This window comes from Paenibacillus sp. FSL H3-0286, from assembly GCF_045040705.1.
Lineage (GTDB): Bacteria > Bacillota > Bacilli > Paenibacillales > Paenibacillaceae > Paenibacillus_AQ > Paenibacillus_AQ odorifer.
In genome coordinates this window covers 5,918,335-5,933,931 of sequence record NZ_CP150285.1, presented here as the reverse complement: position 1 = coordinate 5,933,931, position 15,597 = coordinate 5,918,335, and the positions used below count along the sequence as shown (strand labels likewise).

Sequence of the window (15,597 nt, the reverse complement as noted above, 5' to 3'; positions counted from 1 at the left end):
AAGCCCGCACCTCCGCCGCCGATCATAATTATCCCCTGAGGCTTACGGACCCAGTTGACGTTATTTGCAAATATACAACCTTTATCGGGGAAGTTCGGACACCAGTGGCGTTATTCCCTATGAAGAGGTTCATATTTGGGGTTTGGCATGCCAATAACGGCTTTGGGGTCCGTAAGGAAACCAAATATGGGATTATACTGCCTTTAGGGTCTGCGGTGTCCGATAGCTGCTTTTGTGCGGCAAATGTGATCTGAGGTAACGAAGGTTGGTGCGGTTGGTGCTTAGACCAAGGTGGAATTTTAAAAAAAGACGCGGACGTCACAGCAGCCATTATCATGACCTACTGGACACCCACGTCTATTGTAAAAAAAGGGATTGAAAATAGGAAAGAGCTTAGAGCTCTCTCCCGAGACTGTCATTAATGGTTAGACAAAAAGTGAACGGCTGATGATAACCAGCAAGATAAAGAGAACCAGGATGGCGCCAGTGCTAGTGAATGGGCCACCTCCACAACATCCATATCCGCCTCTAACTTCTTCGCTCATGTTCATTCCCCTTTCGGTGTGTGTGTTGTACTTGAGTACATCGTATTGTATGTGCGGAGAGTGGGGCGTGTATAGGCCAATGTCGGATTCGTGTACAAAAAAAATCAGCTCCGTGAAAACGGAGCTGATTGTAAGCTATATAAAGTTCAGTTAGGCTTTTTCTAAATCGCGAACACCTGCGTATACAAGATCGAAAAGATCTTCGAGCTGTTCCTCTTCGATACATGAGAAGGCAATACGTAGATCAGTTTCACCCAAAGCAATAGTGCCTAGTCCGTAATTATGAATCAGATGAAGCCGGAGATCTTCAGCCGCAACAGTATGCAGCTTCAGACACATAAAGTAACCGGAGTTAAAGGGATAATACGTCCATACATCCTCGCCGTATTTGCCGCTATCCAGCAGTGCTTTTACTTTATTCGCACGGCCTTTCATGATCTGGAACTTCTCTTCCTTCTGTGCTTCGAATTCCGGCGACTTCAAGGCGTCTAGTACGAAGGTCTGCGAAGGATGCGCACCGCTGGAAATGGTGGCACGGATGATGCCTAGTGTTTTTTGCTCCAATGCTGCCAGCAGGTCTTTGTCCTCCGAGGCATAAGTGATGAAACCGACACGGAAGCCCCAGACAAATTCTTCTTTGGTTGCACCGTCAATCTTGATTGGAAGCACACGAGGATGCAGATGAGCCAGTTTGCCGAACAGCGATTCTTTCAGTGAATCCTCAAAGAATAGCCCGAAGTATGCATCATCACTTACAACAACAACGTTGATGCCTTCCTCAGCCGCACGGAGGATAGCTGCAACGATCTCATCGCCTTCCTTAATCCCTGGAGTATATCCGGTAGGATTGTTAGGGAAGTTCAGCAGTACAATCGCTTTGCCGCGTTCTTTTTGAGCAAGCAGCGCGTCTTCCAGACCTGCACTGTTAAAAGTCATTTCTTCTGTGAACAGCGGATAGTTAACGGTCTCCCCATGGCGGCGGATTCCGAAGGTTAATTCGTAGTTCTCCCAGTTCTTGTCCGGGTAGATAATCGCGTCACCTGGCTCTGCGAAGAGGTCAGCGACAATGCTAAGCCCGTGAGTCAGGGCATTGGTTACAACGGGATTGCTGATGGTTTTACCTTCTAGCGATGGATTTTCGCGCAGCATCTTTTCACGCCATACAGTACGCAGCTCTGGTTTACCTGCCGGAGGGGCGTAACTATAAAGATCCTTAGGACTGTAAGCGGAGAGTTTATCCTGAATGACGCCGAGGTGCATAGGTACGCCACCTTCAGTAGCAATACCGATGGTTGCGTTGTATTTCTTGGCGTGAGCTCCTGCTTCAGCGGATTGGCTCAGGATGCCCTCTTTTGGGAAGTAAATCTCTTTGCCAAGCGTAGAGAGCATATCATACACATGTTCATTTCCTGCTTTGATACTTTCGTTTAATTGTCCAGCTAGTGGATTCATCAGTTTCATCCTTCCAGGGTTCTTTGGGGATAACATACTGTTAACATTGCCTAACATTATATCACCGCCAATTGCAACCGTCACTTGGAAAGATACGATTTTTAAAAAATATCATTCGGCGTGGAAAGGGCAGTATTTTTTCATCATTTCTATCGTTTCTTCATCACGCGGATTATTTCTTTCAGACAGGCCGGAAATGATGCCGGAGCGCTCTTCTTCTTTTAGGTTTTGCCCAAACTTAAACTTCGCAGTGATCTCCTCGGGGGTAATGCGCACAACGGCAACTCCCTTTAGACGGGGACGATATTTAGGGTCCTCTGCATCGATGGAATCATAACCCCCCTCGGGCTGGAGCTTTTTCATAAATAAGGAGAGTACACTGGCTTTTTCACTAATGTCTTCAACAGGTTCGGCTTTGCCGTAGGCGGTCACACTTTTAAAATAGGCGGTTGCTGGGCAGGCCAGCTCGGGATCGCTAAAATAAGACGGGATAAGGGCATACTCATCCGCTACCGTAAAGCAGACCTGCTGCTGATTGCGGATCGACTTCATTTTGCTACCAGCATGACTGCCGTGGAAATAGAAACAACCATCTGTATATACAAAATTCAACGGTGTCACCCGCGGTTGCCCCTGCTCATCGCTTGTTCCGAGAAAACCAAAACTCATTCCGTTTAGAAAAGAGACCAATTCTTCCTCCTGATCTACTTTAAATTCTTTTCTGCGCATAGGGATCACGTCCTCTTTCTTTTTTAGTCTAGAGCTTCTGCACCAATGTAAATGTTCTTTAAAGAATAGTAGAGTGGTTGACAATTAAAAAGGACCAATTAAGATAGTTTTTAATGGACCACTTGCTGGTCAAGGAGGATAACGATGAATATCACGCTGGCATACGATCAATATCTGGCGATACACCGCTACAAATATTTAGCGTTATATCACGCGCTTCGCGCAGGAATATTGGAAGGAACACTTCCGGGAGGCACTCCGCTGCCGTCTACACGAAGTCTTGCTAAGCACTATGAGCTGTCACGCGGATCGGTCTCGCAGGTGTATGAAATGTTGCTCGCTGATGGTTATGTAAGGACTGAAACGGGGCGGGGGACATTCGTATCGGAAGATAGCTTTGCTTCAGCTACCAGTGGCAGTGACGGTGAGAATCGGGCTCTGAGTGAAGTCGCAGATGCTGCTGGAGGAGATTGTGCAAGCGAGACTACGATTCCAATCTCGGCATGGGGAAAGCGGCTGCTTGCGCGCCCGATACCCTTTTATGAAAAGAGTAACAAGAAAGTAGTGAGCTTCCAGAGTAGTGGTATGCGGATGGAACATTTTCCATACTCCGAATGGCGTAGTGCGCTCTCTTATGCCGGAGGGAAGGAAGGTGGATTGCTGCAAAGCACTTGTCCACCTCAAGGCGATGAAGGACTTCGGAAAGCTATCGCTGCACATCTGCGGATTACCCGCGGGATTCGCGCGGATGCAGAGTATATCGTATTGTTCAGCGGCTCGATGCAAGGCATCGTTATTTTGACGCAGCTGCTGCTGGATGCAGAAGGCTCAGCGGTCGTTGAGAACCCGGGCTTTCACGGGATTCGCCGAGCCGTAGAGATCACAGGAGGCCGATTGCTGGCAGGGGAGCTGGATGGCAACGGTCTTATTCCGGAGGATTGGGATGCCCGGCTGTTGTTTGTTACGCCGAGCCGTCAATTTCCTACGGGTGTGGTACTGCCTTTGGAACGACGCCGAACCTTGTTGGAATGGGCGCAGCGGCATCATGCAGTAATCATTGAAGATGATTATGACAGTGAGTTCCGTTGGGCTGGGCGTCCTATCGAGCCCTTAAAAGCACTGGATCGTGAAGAGCGGGTCGTATATGTGGGCTCCTTTTCAAACACGATGTTTTCAGGCCTGCGGCTCGGCTTTGCAGTGCTTCCGCCCTCTTTAGTAAAGCCGACTATCGCCGCCAAGGCGCTATATGAGCCCTTGCCGGTAGGGCTGCTGGAGCAGCGAGCCTTGGCGAGGTTCATGAATACAGGCGGCTATGGCCGTCATCTGCGCCGGATGACACGCATCTATGGTGAACGCGGACGAATCCTCAGGACGCTGCTGTCGGAACGGCTTAAGGAGCTCTTCGAGCTGCTGCCTGGTGATGCGGGCTTGCATGTATATGCCCGCTGGCTGCGCAGCAGCGAAGAGTTTGTTGCTTTCCGAGCGGCAGCGCTTAGGCGCGGCACGGATTTTAGAGATGCCGCGTTATATCAGCTATCACCGGGAGCGCCGGCCGCTTGTTTTTCTTTTGCCCATCTGAATGCCGCGGAGCTGGAGGAAGGGATAACAAGCCTGCATCTGGCGTGGGAAGATGTACAAAATGCAACATGACAAGGTATGATAAAGAAGATGAAATGCAAAACTAACCGAATGCTTGCGAATTTTGACGAAGAAACTCGGAGTAGATTAAGCTAAACAAAACTATATAGACACTGCGAAGTCAGAAAGAGCAGATTTGCTGAGAATACTAAGCGGATGCTTACGAGACAAGTTTTGCTAACAAAACAAAGCGGATGCTTACGAAGCGAGTTTTGCTAACAAAACAAAGCGAATGCTTACGAAGCGAGTTTTGCGAAGAGGTTTAAAGTAGGTTATGCTAACAAAACTTTTAGGAGGGAACGTTATGCTGCATGCATCGCCGTCCTCTTTTGTTATTTTGCCGGCTCTGGCTAAGATTGTATGCGAGCCGGGCTGGAAATGGCAAAAAAGAGAGAAGTCGCTGCAAAATTATGATTTATTTTATGTATGGAGCGGGGAAGGGACGGTTGTGCGTAACGATGAACCCTTTCAAGTAGGTAAGGGAAGCTGCTTCCTTTTTCGTCCGGGTGACCATACAAGTGCTACACATAATCCGCAAAAGCCACTTGTACTTACATATATTCATTTTGATGTCTCCGAAGAGGTGACGGATATTCCGCTGCCCTATCGTGAGCTTACAGAAACCGTTGAATTTGAACATCTGCTTGCTAGGTACGTTCGACTATTTCTGGTGGATACTTACGCCGCTGAAGAAGAAGGGCAGCTTGTACTGAAGCAGCTGATGATTCATCTGCTGAGGGAGGACCGTGTGAAGCCAGTAGAACGTTATGTTAGCAACCATTTGACAGAAATCATTCACGAAATAGCGAACTATGTGAGCCAGCATCCGGGGATTGCACATCGTGTAGAGGATCTTGCTGCTCGTGCGGGGCTTTCACCGCGGTATTTTTCAATTAAGTTCAAGGAGCTTACGGGTTCTTCTGTGCAGTCTTATGTCATCCGAGCCCGGATTGAGCGTGCTCAGCATTTACTGCTGTACGCGGGAATGAATGTTACTGAGGTAGCAGATGCGCTTGGGTATCGTGACATTTTCTTTTTCAGCCGCCAGTTCAAGCAATATACCGGAAAAAGTCCATCTGAGATCCGCTGATTCACTTTTTTAGTTTCAGTTTGTTCAACCAAGGGTAAATACTTTGCAGTTTAGTTTACAGAGAATTTACATAACTTCTTGGAAGGAGACTCTTGGCATGATCATCAGACGCAGAATTTGCAACACGGATTGTAAGAGTGGAGGCGGAGGTATTTTTAGAAACCGCTTAAAACGGTTAAAGCAGGCGAATGCTTTTGTCGTGGATAGCTGGTTCTAATTGAACAAGCAAGCATAGAATCGCATGATATGACTAAAAATATAAATAGCCGGAGCCGTGAGGCATCCGGTTTTTTTGTGTTGTTAGAAAATGATATATATAATGAACTTAAGTCGAAGATTAGAGTAACTGATGGGCATTTCATCGTGCCTCACGTTGTATTTTGTACAATAGATTGACTCTAATAGCAGTCGAATTTGAATTCTGAAGCACATCTTACATTCAAATTCAGGAGAAACAGCCTTTCTAGAGATTTTCACGATAATCTATTGCACGAAGTACAATGTAATGTATCTTCAAGTGATAGTTAAGATTTTCTGTTGCACATTCTGCAATGAAGCGTACGCTCATTTACCGCAATATCCACACACCATTCACGCTCCATGCACGCCTCATTCACGTACCTTTGAGGATGTTTAATTGGCCTAACTATGAGGTAGCGGTAGATATTTATTTCTACGATTGGGTTATTACTAAGGTGAGAGCTTTCTGCGATACGTTTCGCATAATGTTGTTCGTCGGTAGAATATATAAGGTTCATAGTTGGAAGGAGAGAGAGAAAATGTACGAAATCGTACTTATACGTCATGGTGAGAGCCAGTACAATGTACAGAATTTGTTCACAGGCTGGAGTGACCCGGATTTAACTGAGAAGGGTATCCAAGAGGCAAAGACTGCTGGTAAGCTGTTGAAGGACGCTGGGTATACATTTGATCTGGCTTTTGCTTCGGTACTCAGACGCTCGATTAAAACTCTTAACTATGTACTGGATGAGATGGATTTGCTGTGGATTCCCGTGCAAAAGTCTTGGAAATTGAATGAGCGCCATTACGGGGCATTGCAGGGATTAAGTAAAAGCGAGACAGCACTAAAATATGGAGATGAGCAACTGCATATCTGGCGGCGGAGTTTATCGGTGAGACCCCCGTTGCTGGAGCTTGATGATCCTAGATATGCCAGAAACGATATTCGCTACAGCAGTGTTCGTCCGGGAGATATCCCGCGTGGAGAGAGCCTGGAGGACACTGTACATCGTGTAGGCGATTTCTGGGGAAACCGGATCGTACCTCTTTTGCGTAAAAAAGAACGGGTGCTTATCTCAGCCCACGGCAATACGCTGCGTGCATTGATTAAATTTATGGAGGATATTGATGAAGCGGCATTACTGGAGCTCAATATCCCTACTGGAGTACCACTCGTGTACAAACTGGATGAGGACATGAATCCTATCAGTCGCTTTTATCTAGGCGATCCGGAACAGGTAGCGGCCAAGGCGCTTGATGTTGCTAAGCAGGGACATGTGTAATTGGCGTGTAATAAGCGTATAGGCGTAGCAGGTGTATTGAGTATGACGGGTGTACAGTAATAAGCAAAACGGGGCGTAAAGGTTAAATAAGCGCAACAGGTGTAATAGGTTATATAAGCGTAACAGGCGTATTAGGTGTAATAAGCATATTAGGGCGTAGCAGGTTGAATAAGCATAACAGGTGTAGTAGGTTAAATAGGCGCAACAGGTGTAATAGGTGGGTTACATGAAAAGATAAAAGGACAGCCTTGGGGCTGTCCTTTTTGTTATTAGTGTGTTTGTGACCAATCAAATGTGCGAAAATGGCGCGTTTAAGGTCAGCTGGGTCCGATAGCGTTGAATGCTAACGTTCCACCAACTCTCCGTAGATCCTGACCAATGCTCCACCAGCCTTCCACTAACGCTCGACTAGTCCTTAACTTTCTCTCGGCCAGCCCTTAACTAACTTTCGACCAACCTCCACCAACGCTCTGCAAATGCTTACGGACTCAGCAGCCGCTATTTGCCCATTTATCGCCATTTGAGCGGAGTTTCGGACTCCAGCGTCGCTATTTCCCAAGAATCGACTCTAATATGGCGTTTTTCATGCCAATAGCTGCGGTGGAGTCCGATAGAATTGCAAATGTGTGAAAAAGCCGCGTATAAGGTCATCTGGGTCCGATAGCGCTGAGGCTAACCTTTCACCAACTTTCCGTTGATTCTCGACCAACTCTCGACCAGCCCTCAACTAACGCTCGACCACCTTCCACCAGCTCTCGACTAGCCCTCAACTAACTTTCGACCAACCTCCACCAACGCTCTGCAAATGCTTACGGACTCAGCAGCCGTTATTTGCCCATTTATCGCTATTTGAGCGGAGTTTCGGACTCCAGCGTCGCTATTGCCCAAGAATCGATTCTATTATGGCGTTTTTCATGCCAATAGCTGCGGTGGAGTCCGATAGAATTACAAATGTGTGAAAAAGCCGCGTATAAGGTCATCTGGGTCCGATAGCGCTGAGGCTAACCTTTCACCAACTTTCCGTTGATTCTCGACCAACTCTTGACCAGCCCTCAACTAACGCTCGACCACCTTCCTCCAGCTCTCGACTAGCCCTCAACTAACGCTAGACCAACCTCCACCAAAGCTCTGCAAATGCTTACGGACTCAGCCGCCGCTATTTGCCCATTTATCGCCATTTGAGCGGAGTTTCGGACTCCAGTGTCGCTATTGCCTAAGAATCGACTCTAATAAGGCGTTTTTGATGCCAATAGCTGCGGTGGAGTCCGATAGAATTGCAAATGTGTCAAAAATCCGCGTATAAGGTCAGCTGGGTCTGATAGCTAGCGATAGGTGTACGTTGGCTAGACGATATGTATACGTTGGCTAGCGATAGGTAGATGATAGCTGGACGATTGGTACACGATGGTTAGACGATAGCTAGAGCGTTCGCGTCCGCAACTGTGCTCCACACGAAGTCCCAAAAATTAGAGGGCACCCCAGCAGCCATTTCATGGCTTTTGAGGCACCCTCTAATTTTTCTGGGAATTCGCCTAAATCTCCCTACAAAGGTCGATGCAACGTTCCCAGTAGTTCGCCCATTTTTACCTTTGAGTTGACCTCAAGCTTGGGTCTCGGGGTAAAGGTACCGCTTTCCGTGAGCAGCACTACGGTGGAGCCAAACTCAAAATAAGCCAGATCATCACCTATTTGCCACTCGGCAGCGGTATCATCCGTATAACGAATACTGCTGACGTTCATTGCGCCTACCTTTACTACCGCGGTTTCTCCGTGACTCCCGGCAATATACGTAATGAGACGTTCGTTGCGGTTCAGGACACCCTTCATATGTCGCATTCCGAAATCGTTGACAGGATAGGCCCGTCCGCGAATATAATCGCTCTCCACCTTTTGTCCGGTAAGGGGAGAGTGAATCCGGTGATAATCGGTAGGACTCAAATAAAGAACGAAGAAAAAACCCTTCTTGTACAGCTCCAGATGCGGGGAGTGATTAAGGAGATCCTCGATCTTATAATCCTGCCCTTTTACATTCATAATCGTACCGGCGTTAATGTCACCCATAGCAGTAATCGTTGCGTCTACGGGACTAACCAAAGCGTCAGCGTCGGTTGCAATAGGCCGCATGCCCGGCTTCAGCCGGCGGCTGAAAAACTCATTAAGAGTGAGATATTCTCCAGGATTTTTCTCCGCTTGAGCGGAGGGGATTTGATAAGTCTTAATAAATGCCGGGATAAGAAAACGGCTGATTCTACTATGAGAAAAAGATCCCATTAACCGTGAAATCCACCGGTGTGAGGATAGCTCGGTCATCAGCCGTAGCAATTGTTTTACCATGCCCATCTCCCTTCCATAATGCAGCAGTACGGTTGTATACGGGTCGTCTCTGCTCTGCATTATATTGACATAGAATAGGAGACAAATCAATAACTGTTATATACCGTACTGTTCGTTTCTATTAAAAAACGCGCGTATCCCATAGGTCTGCGATAGCTGTCTTTCCAAATTTCCGTAAGGCCGGCTTTATGAAATCCGTAGCGTTGGTCACGACCGTTACATTCTATGAAGAAGAGTCGTCCGTCCTTAGTAATGCCTATATCCAGTCCGATATCGGCCAGTCCGGGAAGGTCTTGCTCCAGACACCGTGCGATTGCAAGGCTAAGTATTTCGACAGACATACGGATGTGGGCCGCTGTGGATCTTGAAAAGGCCTTTTCGAGCGCGAGGGAGGAGCTTAACGCTTCTCCTCCGCGGGCTATATTGGAGACAAAGCCCCCTGGGGCAGCCAGTTTGGCGAAGAGCCCAGTGACCTGCCAATCTCCTCCCCAGCCGCGCTGAACGGTGACGCGTAGATCAAAGGGACGTCCTCCAATCTCAGCAAGGGGAATACGTTCTTGTACAAGATAAGGCACGGAGGTTAGGCGTGCGCGGAGCGCTTGTGGCAACGCCGCCTGATTGACGGGAATACTTCTCCAGCGCTGCATCGAAGGGGAGAGGTAGCTCAAGGTCCAACGCTGAGCTCCCTTGCGGACCAGCCGCATGACCCCATTCCCTATACTTCCCCGGCAAGGTTTAAGAATGAGATCGGGATAAAGATTCATCATTTCTTTTAGGCCTGAGACTCTCGTTGTTACGGGTAAATATTCGCGAAGCTCCGTATTTTTTTCAAGCAGCTGATGGATCTCATCTTTGCCGTATCGATTACATGTATTGAAAATCAGGGGATAGTGCTTCAGCAGACGCTGCATCCCAGGGCTGTTTTTGCTGTATATTGCCCGGTTATGGATAACAGCAGGCGTAGGAACAACTACGCTTTTATATCCATTAACTCCCTTTATATAGGCGGCACTAAAGCCTGTGTCCGTATCGATGTCCGCGAGCTTCAGGAAGCAAGGGACTAAACCGTATGCCGCCGCGGCCTCTTCATAGTTGGATAGAGACTCCTGTCCTGTTTTTAGCCGGGGAACGCCCCGGTGCATATCGGCATTTAGTAATATTCCAATGAGCTTATGCCCCATGTTTGTTCCTCCTGTTTCATCGGTTACATGATCCCTGCTTTTTCTACTCTTGTCATAGTATGTTTGTACCCGCGTGTCAGGGTGGACGAATGCGCGAAGGCAGATGCCTTTTTTTATACATAATCTTATGAAGGCCTCATCGCAAAAGGGTGTCATAAGCCCATACCGCTGCATATGATGCCTAGGAGAAACATTAGATGGAAGGAGGAGACTGCTTGTGAGGGGTTCCAAAAAAAAGCAGCCGCGCAGTCCACAGAAACGACTCTATTTTGTAGATAATCCCAATAAAGAGGAACTGAGTATGCTGGATACCAAAAGCAGCTCTAGAAGCTCGGGGAATAACAGTGACGGAGTCAGTGAAGCAGAGATCGCGGAAGTTCAGGTAAGTGGGGGAGCAATAGCTGAAGTCGTTCTAGAGGAGCCAACTTCTGCTCCAGTTCTACAATTGGAGCCGGAGCTTATAGAGGAAGCGCAGCTTCAGAAACAGGCGGATAATCTTCCTGAAACCGTATGGTTCGCTCCTCCAGAGAAAGAACGTTTTCAGCCCGTTTATACAGATGATCTTTCGGATGCAGCGGTGACCGGAGCCAAAATCGCTCCACGTACCATTGACGGTTCTAAGCTAAAGTTCGGCATTATTGGTACACCTTGGCTGCAAGATTACGCTGTACAGAGTATCAATATCGCGGACAAGGCAGTCACTTCTGCAAAAATCGCACCAGAATCGATAGTGGGCGAGCATTTAGCAGAAGGAAGCGTTAGTGGCGGTAAGCTGCTGGATCATTCGATCAGTGGAGAGAAGCTGAAAAATGGCAGTATTAGTCCAGAGAAGCTGGCTGATCGGATTATAGGCGGCGGTCAAATTGCAGATAAAGCTATTGAGAGCCGCCATTTAAGCGATTTGATTATTACTGCGGATTTACTGGAAGATGGAGCCGTTACTAGTGACAAAATAGGAAGCAGCAGCATCACAAGCCGCCACCTGGCAAACGGCAGTGTTGACCGTTCCAAGCTGGCCGATGCAGCGGTATCTGGCGATAAAATTGCTGATGGTGAAATCAGCAGCTCAAAGCTAGCGGATGCTGTCATTGAAGGCCGCCATCTTAGCGACGCTTTGATAACCGCCAGACATCTGGCCCCGGGAGCGATTGGTTCTGATCAGCTTGCCAGCAAATTGATCGGTAAGGAACAGCTGCAGACGGGTATTATCGAAGGCGGACATTTAGCTGATGGAGCCATAGGCTCCAAGCAACTTGGTGCAGATGTCGTGAGAAGCATCCATTTAAGCCCAGAAAGTGTGAATGGTAATCATATCGGTGATGGCGAAATATCGAGTCGGCATTTGGCTGACCGCAGCATCTCTTTTTTAAAGCTGGCTGAGGGTGCAGTAGGGACTGCACAGTTAGTGGAGCAAGCGGTAACCTCGTCCAAAATTGCTGACCAAAGCATTCTCCCACATAAGCTGGCAGACGAAGCAGTGACCACAAGACATATTGCTAAATCCGCCATTCGCGGACCGCAAATTGCTATGCAAGCCATAACTTCTATTCATCTGGAACGCGAAGCAGTGAATCATTCGCATATAGCTGCGGAAGCGGTCGGCTCGGAGCAGCTCAAGGAAGAAGCTATTCAGACTCAACATTTATCTTCCGGTGCTGTGACTGGAGAACAGCTGGCTTCAGAATCTGTGGGTGGGGAGCATCTACGTGCACAGAGCGTTACTTCAGCCAAGTTGGCAGATGGAAGTGTAAATGCAGCTAAGCTGGCAGCGGGTGCAGTGATTGGCAGCACGATTGCGCGTGAAGTAGTCAGTGGTGAACATATCGCTTTTTGTACAGTGGAGGAAAAGCATCTGGCGGATGCCAGTGTGAGCGGCCGTGTATTGCAGGATGCTGTGGTAAATAAGGATCATTTGGCCACGGGAGCCGTGGAACGAAGACATCTTGGTGAAAATAGTGTGACTTCCGCTGCGATTCAATCGGGCTCAGTTTCAGGAGATAAGCTGGCTTCCGCTGCGGTGAGAGAAATTCACCTGGCAGCAGGAGCCGTGCAGCCTCATCATCTGGCCGATCATGCAGTAACCTCGTTGAAGCTTTCACCGGAAAGTGTCTCAACGGATAAAATCAGTGATTTAGCAGTCACTTCGGCTAAGCTTGCAGACGGCAGCATAGAATCCAGTAAACTGGCGGCGTCAGCAGTTCAAGCGGAGCATTTGTCGGTAAATGCTGTGAGTTCGAAAACCATAAGCGAAAGTGCTGTTCAAAGTAGACATTTGAATCCCGGCAGTGTCAGTGGGGCGCATATCCGGCCGTTGTCTATCGGGAATGGTCATATCCTTCCGAATTCTATTTCTGCAGTTCAAATCCAAGAGGGCAGTATTAATAGCTCTAAGCTGGTAAAAGGTGCCGTGGATTCTCAGCATCTTTCACCTGGTAGTGTAGACGGCAGCCATCTGTGTATCGATACCATTGAAGGCCGTCATATCCTACCGGGTGAGATCACGCTGGCTCATCTGGCGGAAGAGGTACGTAGCTCTGAGTTGCTGCCAGACGGCTGCATAACTGGGGAGAAGCTGGCAGAAGGATCGGTAGATTCCAACCATCTCCTGCCTGGAAGTGTGAACGGAAGCCATTTGAACTCGGGTTCTGTAGAAGGTCGACATATCCTACCGGGTGAGGTCACGCTTGCTCATCTGGCTGCAGATGCATATACCTCCGACTTGCTGCCTGAAGGCAGTATTACCGGGAAGAAGCTGGCGGGAGCATCTGTGGATTCTATTCATTTAGTGTTTGGAAGTGTGGAAGGCGGACATCTGAGTTCAGGTTCCGTCGAAGGACGTCATATTGGAAAAGGTGAGATTACCCTAGCTCATCTCGCCGATGAAACCCGAAGCGCTGATCTGCTGCCAGACGGTAGCATTACTAGAGAGAAGCTGGCGGAAGAATCCGTAAGTTCTATACATCTAGTGCCTGGCAGTGTGGATGGCAGCCATTTAGGCCCAGACACAGTTGAAGGACGTCATATCCGATACGGTGAGATCACGCTGGCTCATTTGGCAAAAGAAACACGCAGCTCTAAATTGCTGCCAGACGGTAGTATTTCTGGAGTAAAGCTGGCACATGCTTCCGTAAATTCAAATCATCTAGTACCTGGCAGTGTGGAAGGCGTTCATCTAAGCTCAGGTTCTGTCGAAGGACGCCATATTGGAAAAGGTGAGATTACGTTAGCTCATCTGGCCGAAGAAACACGTAGCGCTGACTTGCTGCCAGACGGTAGCATCACTCGGGAGAAGTTGGCGGAAGAATCCGTAAATTCTAATCATCTGGTGCCTGGAAGCGTAGATGGCAGTCATTTGAGTCCGGACACGATAGAAGGACGTCATATCCGATATGGTGAGATCACGCTGGCTCATTTGGCCGAAGAAACACGCAGCTCCAATTTGCTGCCAGACGGTAGCATTACTGGGGAGAAACTGGCGGAAGCATCCATAAATTCAAATCACCTTGTACCTGAAAGCGTGGAGGGAACTCATCTGAGTCCGTCTGCAATAGAAGGACGCCATATTGGAAAAGGTGAGATCAAGCTAGCGCATCTGGCGGATGAGGTACGCAGCTCCGAGCTGCTGCCAGACGGAAGCATTACTGGGGAGAAGCTGGCGGAAGCCTCCGTAGAAGCAATTCATCTAGTGCCTGGCAGTGTGGATAGAACTCATCTGAGTCCGTCTGCAGTAGAAGGTCTCCATATTGGAAAAGGTGAGATCAAGCTAGCACATCTAGCGGAAGAGGTACGCAGCTCCGAGTTACTGCCGGATGGCAGCATTACCGGTAAAAAGTTGGAGGGTGGATCTATTACTGCCTACCATTTGGCTCCTGGCAGTGTCTATGGGGGACACTTAGGGGGGAATGCGGTAGATAGCCGCCATATCCGTGCTGGAAGCATTACTCTGAATCATTTGGCAGAAGAAGTGCGCAGCGCTGATTTATTGCCGGAAGGCAGTATTACAGGGGAGAAGATTGAAGTCGGGACGATCCAGTCTTTCCATTTGGCCCAAGGCAGCGTCTCTGGAGGTCATTTGGCCGGGGATGCGGTGGATGGCCGCCATATTCGATCGGACAGCATCACGCTGAAGCATTTGGCAGAAGAGGTACGCAGTGCGGATTTGTTGCCGGATGGCAGCATTACGGAAGAAAAACTCGCTGAAGGCTCCGTGAGTTCTTCACATTTACAACCATGGAGTGTTTACGGAGAGCATCTTGCTGACAAGATCGTGGCAGATCGGCATTTGCAGCCTGGCATCATCAAATTAGAACATCTTGCAGATGAAACACGCAGCTCAGCCCTGCTCCCGGATGGCAGTATCAACGGAGCTAAGCTGAAGGAAGGCAGTATCGAGTCCGCTCATCTGACAGAAGGTGCAGTAGGGACAACAGAGCTTCAGGATGAAGCGGTAGTAGCATCCAAAATCTCTTCGTTTGCGATTCAAGCCCGCCATCTGGAAGAAGAAAGTGTTCAGGAATATCATATTTCCCCAGGTGCAGTAAACGGGACTCATCTGGCACCGAACTCTGTAAATACAGATCATCTGTCCTTCAGTCCGATTCAGACAGCTGGGAAGCGAGAAGCACTACAGCAGTTTGGAATGACAGCATTTATGTTCAATGGGGATGCTGAGAGTGTAGAGGTGACCGTATCGTTTGATGAGAGCTTTGGGCATACGGGTTATGTGCTTGTTGCCATGACCAATCAGCCTTACTTCTATGCTTCCTTAAAGAGCAGAGCCAATGGAGAAGCAGTGATTCAAGTGGTGCGGTTGCGCGAAACTCCGCATTTCTATGGGGTCATCTCTTGGATTGCTATAGGCGCTCCTTTAGCTAAACCGGCAGCGGATGATCGCGTATTTGATTGAACCTTAAGCAATTCCTCTTAAAAACAGCAGAGCAGCGAATCTCCTTATTGGAGATCGCTGCTCTGTTTTTTTGGTGGGGAACGGTACTTGTCAGCATCGCCGGGTTCTAATTATTCGCTGTGGCTGCGGATCTGTCCGATAGCCTGGTAGTCTAACATCCGCTGCCACTACGGACCCAGATGGCGTTATTTGCAGATTT

The 15,597-nt window shown here is 48.4% G+C and carries 9 protein-coding genes; 4 read left to right on the top strand and 5 right to left on the bottom strand.

What is annotated here, in order from left to right; translation table 11 throughout:
• Positions 1-425: 425 nt before the first annotated feature.
• The 3 genes from MHB37_RS26485 to MHB37_RS26475 form a co-directional block, all read right to left on the bottom strand.
• Positions 426-545: a YjcZ family sporulation protein gene (locus tag MHB37_RS26485; protein ID WP_212592220.1), complete on the bottom strand. Its 120-nt coding sequence runs from the start codon at positions 543-545 to the stop codon at positions 426-428.
• A 150-nt stretch (positions 546-695) separates the two neighbouring features.
• Entirely contained in the window at positions 696-1,997 is a 1,302-nt protein-coding gene (locus tag MHB37_RS26480) for an aminotransferase class I/II-fold pyridoxal phosphate-dependent enzyme (protein WP_036679816.1), read from the bottom strand.
• 111 nt (positions 1,998-2,108) lie between these two features.
• Positions 2,109-2,726, bottom strand: a complete 618-nt coding sequence (locus tag MHB37_RS26475; RefSeq protein ID WP_339244829.1) for a pyridoxamine 5'-phosphate oxidase family protein — start codon at positions 2,724-2,726, stop codon at positions 2,109-2,111.
• A 144-nt stretch (positions 2,727-2,870) separates the two neighbouring features.
• Here MHB37_RS26475 and MHB37_RS26470 point away from each other — a divergent pair, with 144 nt between their 5' ends.
• The 3 genes from MHB37_RS26470 to gpmA all read left to right on the top strand — a co-directional run bounded on the left by MHB37_RS26470 (position 2,871) and on the right by gpmA (position 6,977).
• Positions 2,871-4,376, top strand: coding sequence for a PLP-dependent aminotransferase family protein (locus MHB37_RS26470; RefSeq protein ID WP_405168691.1), 1,506 nt, complete (start codon positions 2,871-2,873; stop codon positions 4,374-4,376).
• Positions 4,377-4,668: 292 nt separating this feature from the next.
• Positions 4,669-5,454 carry an AraC family transcriptional regulator gene (locus tag MHB37_RS26465; RefSeq protein ID WP_036679782.1) on the top strand — a complete coding sequence of 262 codons (786 nt, stop codon included), beginning with the start codon at positions 4,669-4,671 and terminating at the stop codon, positions 5,452-5,454.
• 779 nt (positions 5,455-6,233) lie between these two features.
• Complete coding sequence (gene gpmA / locus MHB37_RS26460) at positions 6,234-6,977, top strand: 2,3-diphosphoglycerate-dependent phosphoglycerate mutase (protein WP_076141983.1); 744 nt, start codon at positions 6,234-6,236, stop codon at positions 6,975-6,977.
• A gap of 1,542 nt (positions 6,978-8,519) precedes the next feature.
• On the opposite strand, the gene asd is transcribed toward gpmA, so the two are convergent.
• Together asd and MHB37_RS26450 are read right to left on the bottom strand one after the other, a co-directional pair.
• Complete coding sequence (asd, locus tag MHB37_RS26455; protein ID WP_341164518.1) at positions 8,520-9,311, bottom strand: archaetidylserine decarboxylase; 792 nt, start codon at positions 9,309-9,311, stop codon at positions 8,520-8,522.
• An 86-nt stretch (positions 9,312-9,397) separates the two neighbouring features.
• Positions 9,398-10,492: a YheC/YheD family protein gene (locus MHB37_RS26450; RefSeq protein ID WP_405168690.1), complete on the bottom strand. Its 1,095-nt coding sequence runs from the start codon at positions 10,490-10,492 to the stop codon at positions 9,398-9,400.
• A gap of 217 nt (positions 10,493-10,709) precedes the next feature.
• On the opposite strand from MHB37_RS26450, the gene MHB37_RS26445 reads away from it, so the two are divergent.
• Positions 10,710-15,398 (top strand): WIAG-tail domain, encoded by a 4,689-nt coding sequence (locus MHB37_RS26445; protein WP_405168689.1) that lies wholly within the window; start codon positions 10,710-10,712, stop codon positions 15,396-15,398.
• Positions 15,399-15,597: the final 199 nt, after the last annotated feature.

Excerpts from the sequence above, each read along its gene's own strand:
- MHB37_RS26485 (WP_212592220.1), bottom strand. The coding sequence starts at position 545 with ATGAGCGAAGAAGTTAGAGGCGGATATGGATGTTGTGGAGGTGGCCCA.
- MHB37_RS26480 (WP_036679816.1), bottom strand. The coding sequence starts at position 1,997 with ATGAATCCACTAGCTGGACAATTAAACGAAAGTATCAAAGCAGGAAAT.
- MHB37_RS26475 (WP_339244829.1), bottom strand. The coding sequence starts at position 2,726 with ATGCGCAGAAAAGAATTTAAAGTAGATCAGGAGGAAGAATTGGTCTCT.
- MHB37_RS26470 (WP_405168691.1), top strand. The coding sequence starts at position 2,871 with ATGAATATCACGCTGGCATACGATCAATATCTGGCGATACACCGCTAC.
- MHB37_RS26465 (WP_036679782.1), top strand. The coding sequence starts at position 4,669 with ATGCTGCATGCATCGCCGTCCTCTTTTGTTATTTTGCCGGCTCTGGCT.
- gpmA (WP_076141983.1), top strand. The coding sequence starts at position 6,234 with ATGTACGAAATCGTACTTATACGTCATGGTGAGAGCCAGTACAATGTA.
- asd (WP_341164518.1), bottom strand. The coding sequence starts at position 9,311 with ATGGTAAAACAATTGCTACGGCTGATGACCGAGCTATCCTCACACCGG.
- MHB37_RS26450 (WP_405168690.1), bottom strand. The coding sequence starts at position 10,492 with ATGGGGCATAAGCTCATTGGAATATTACTAAATGCCGATATGCACCGG.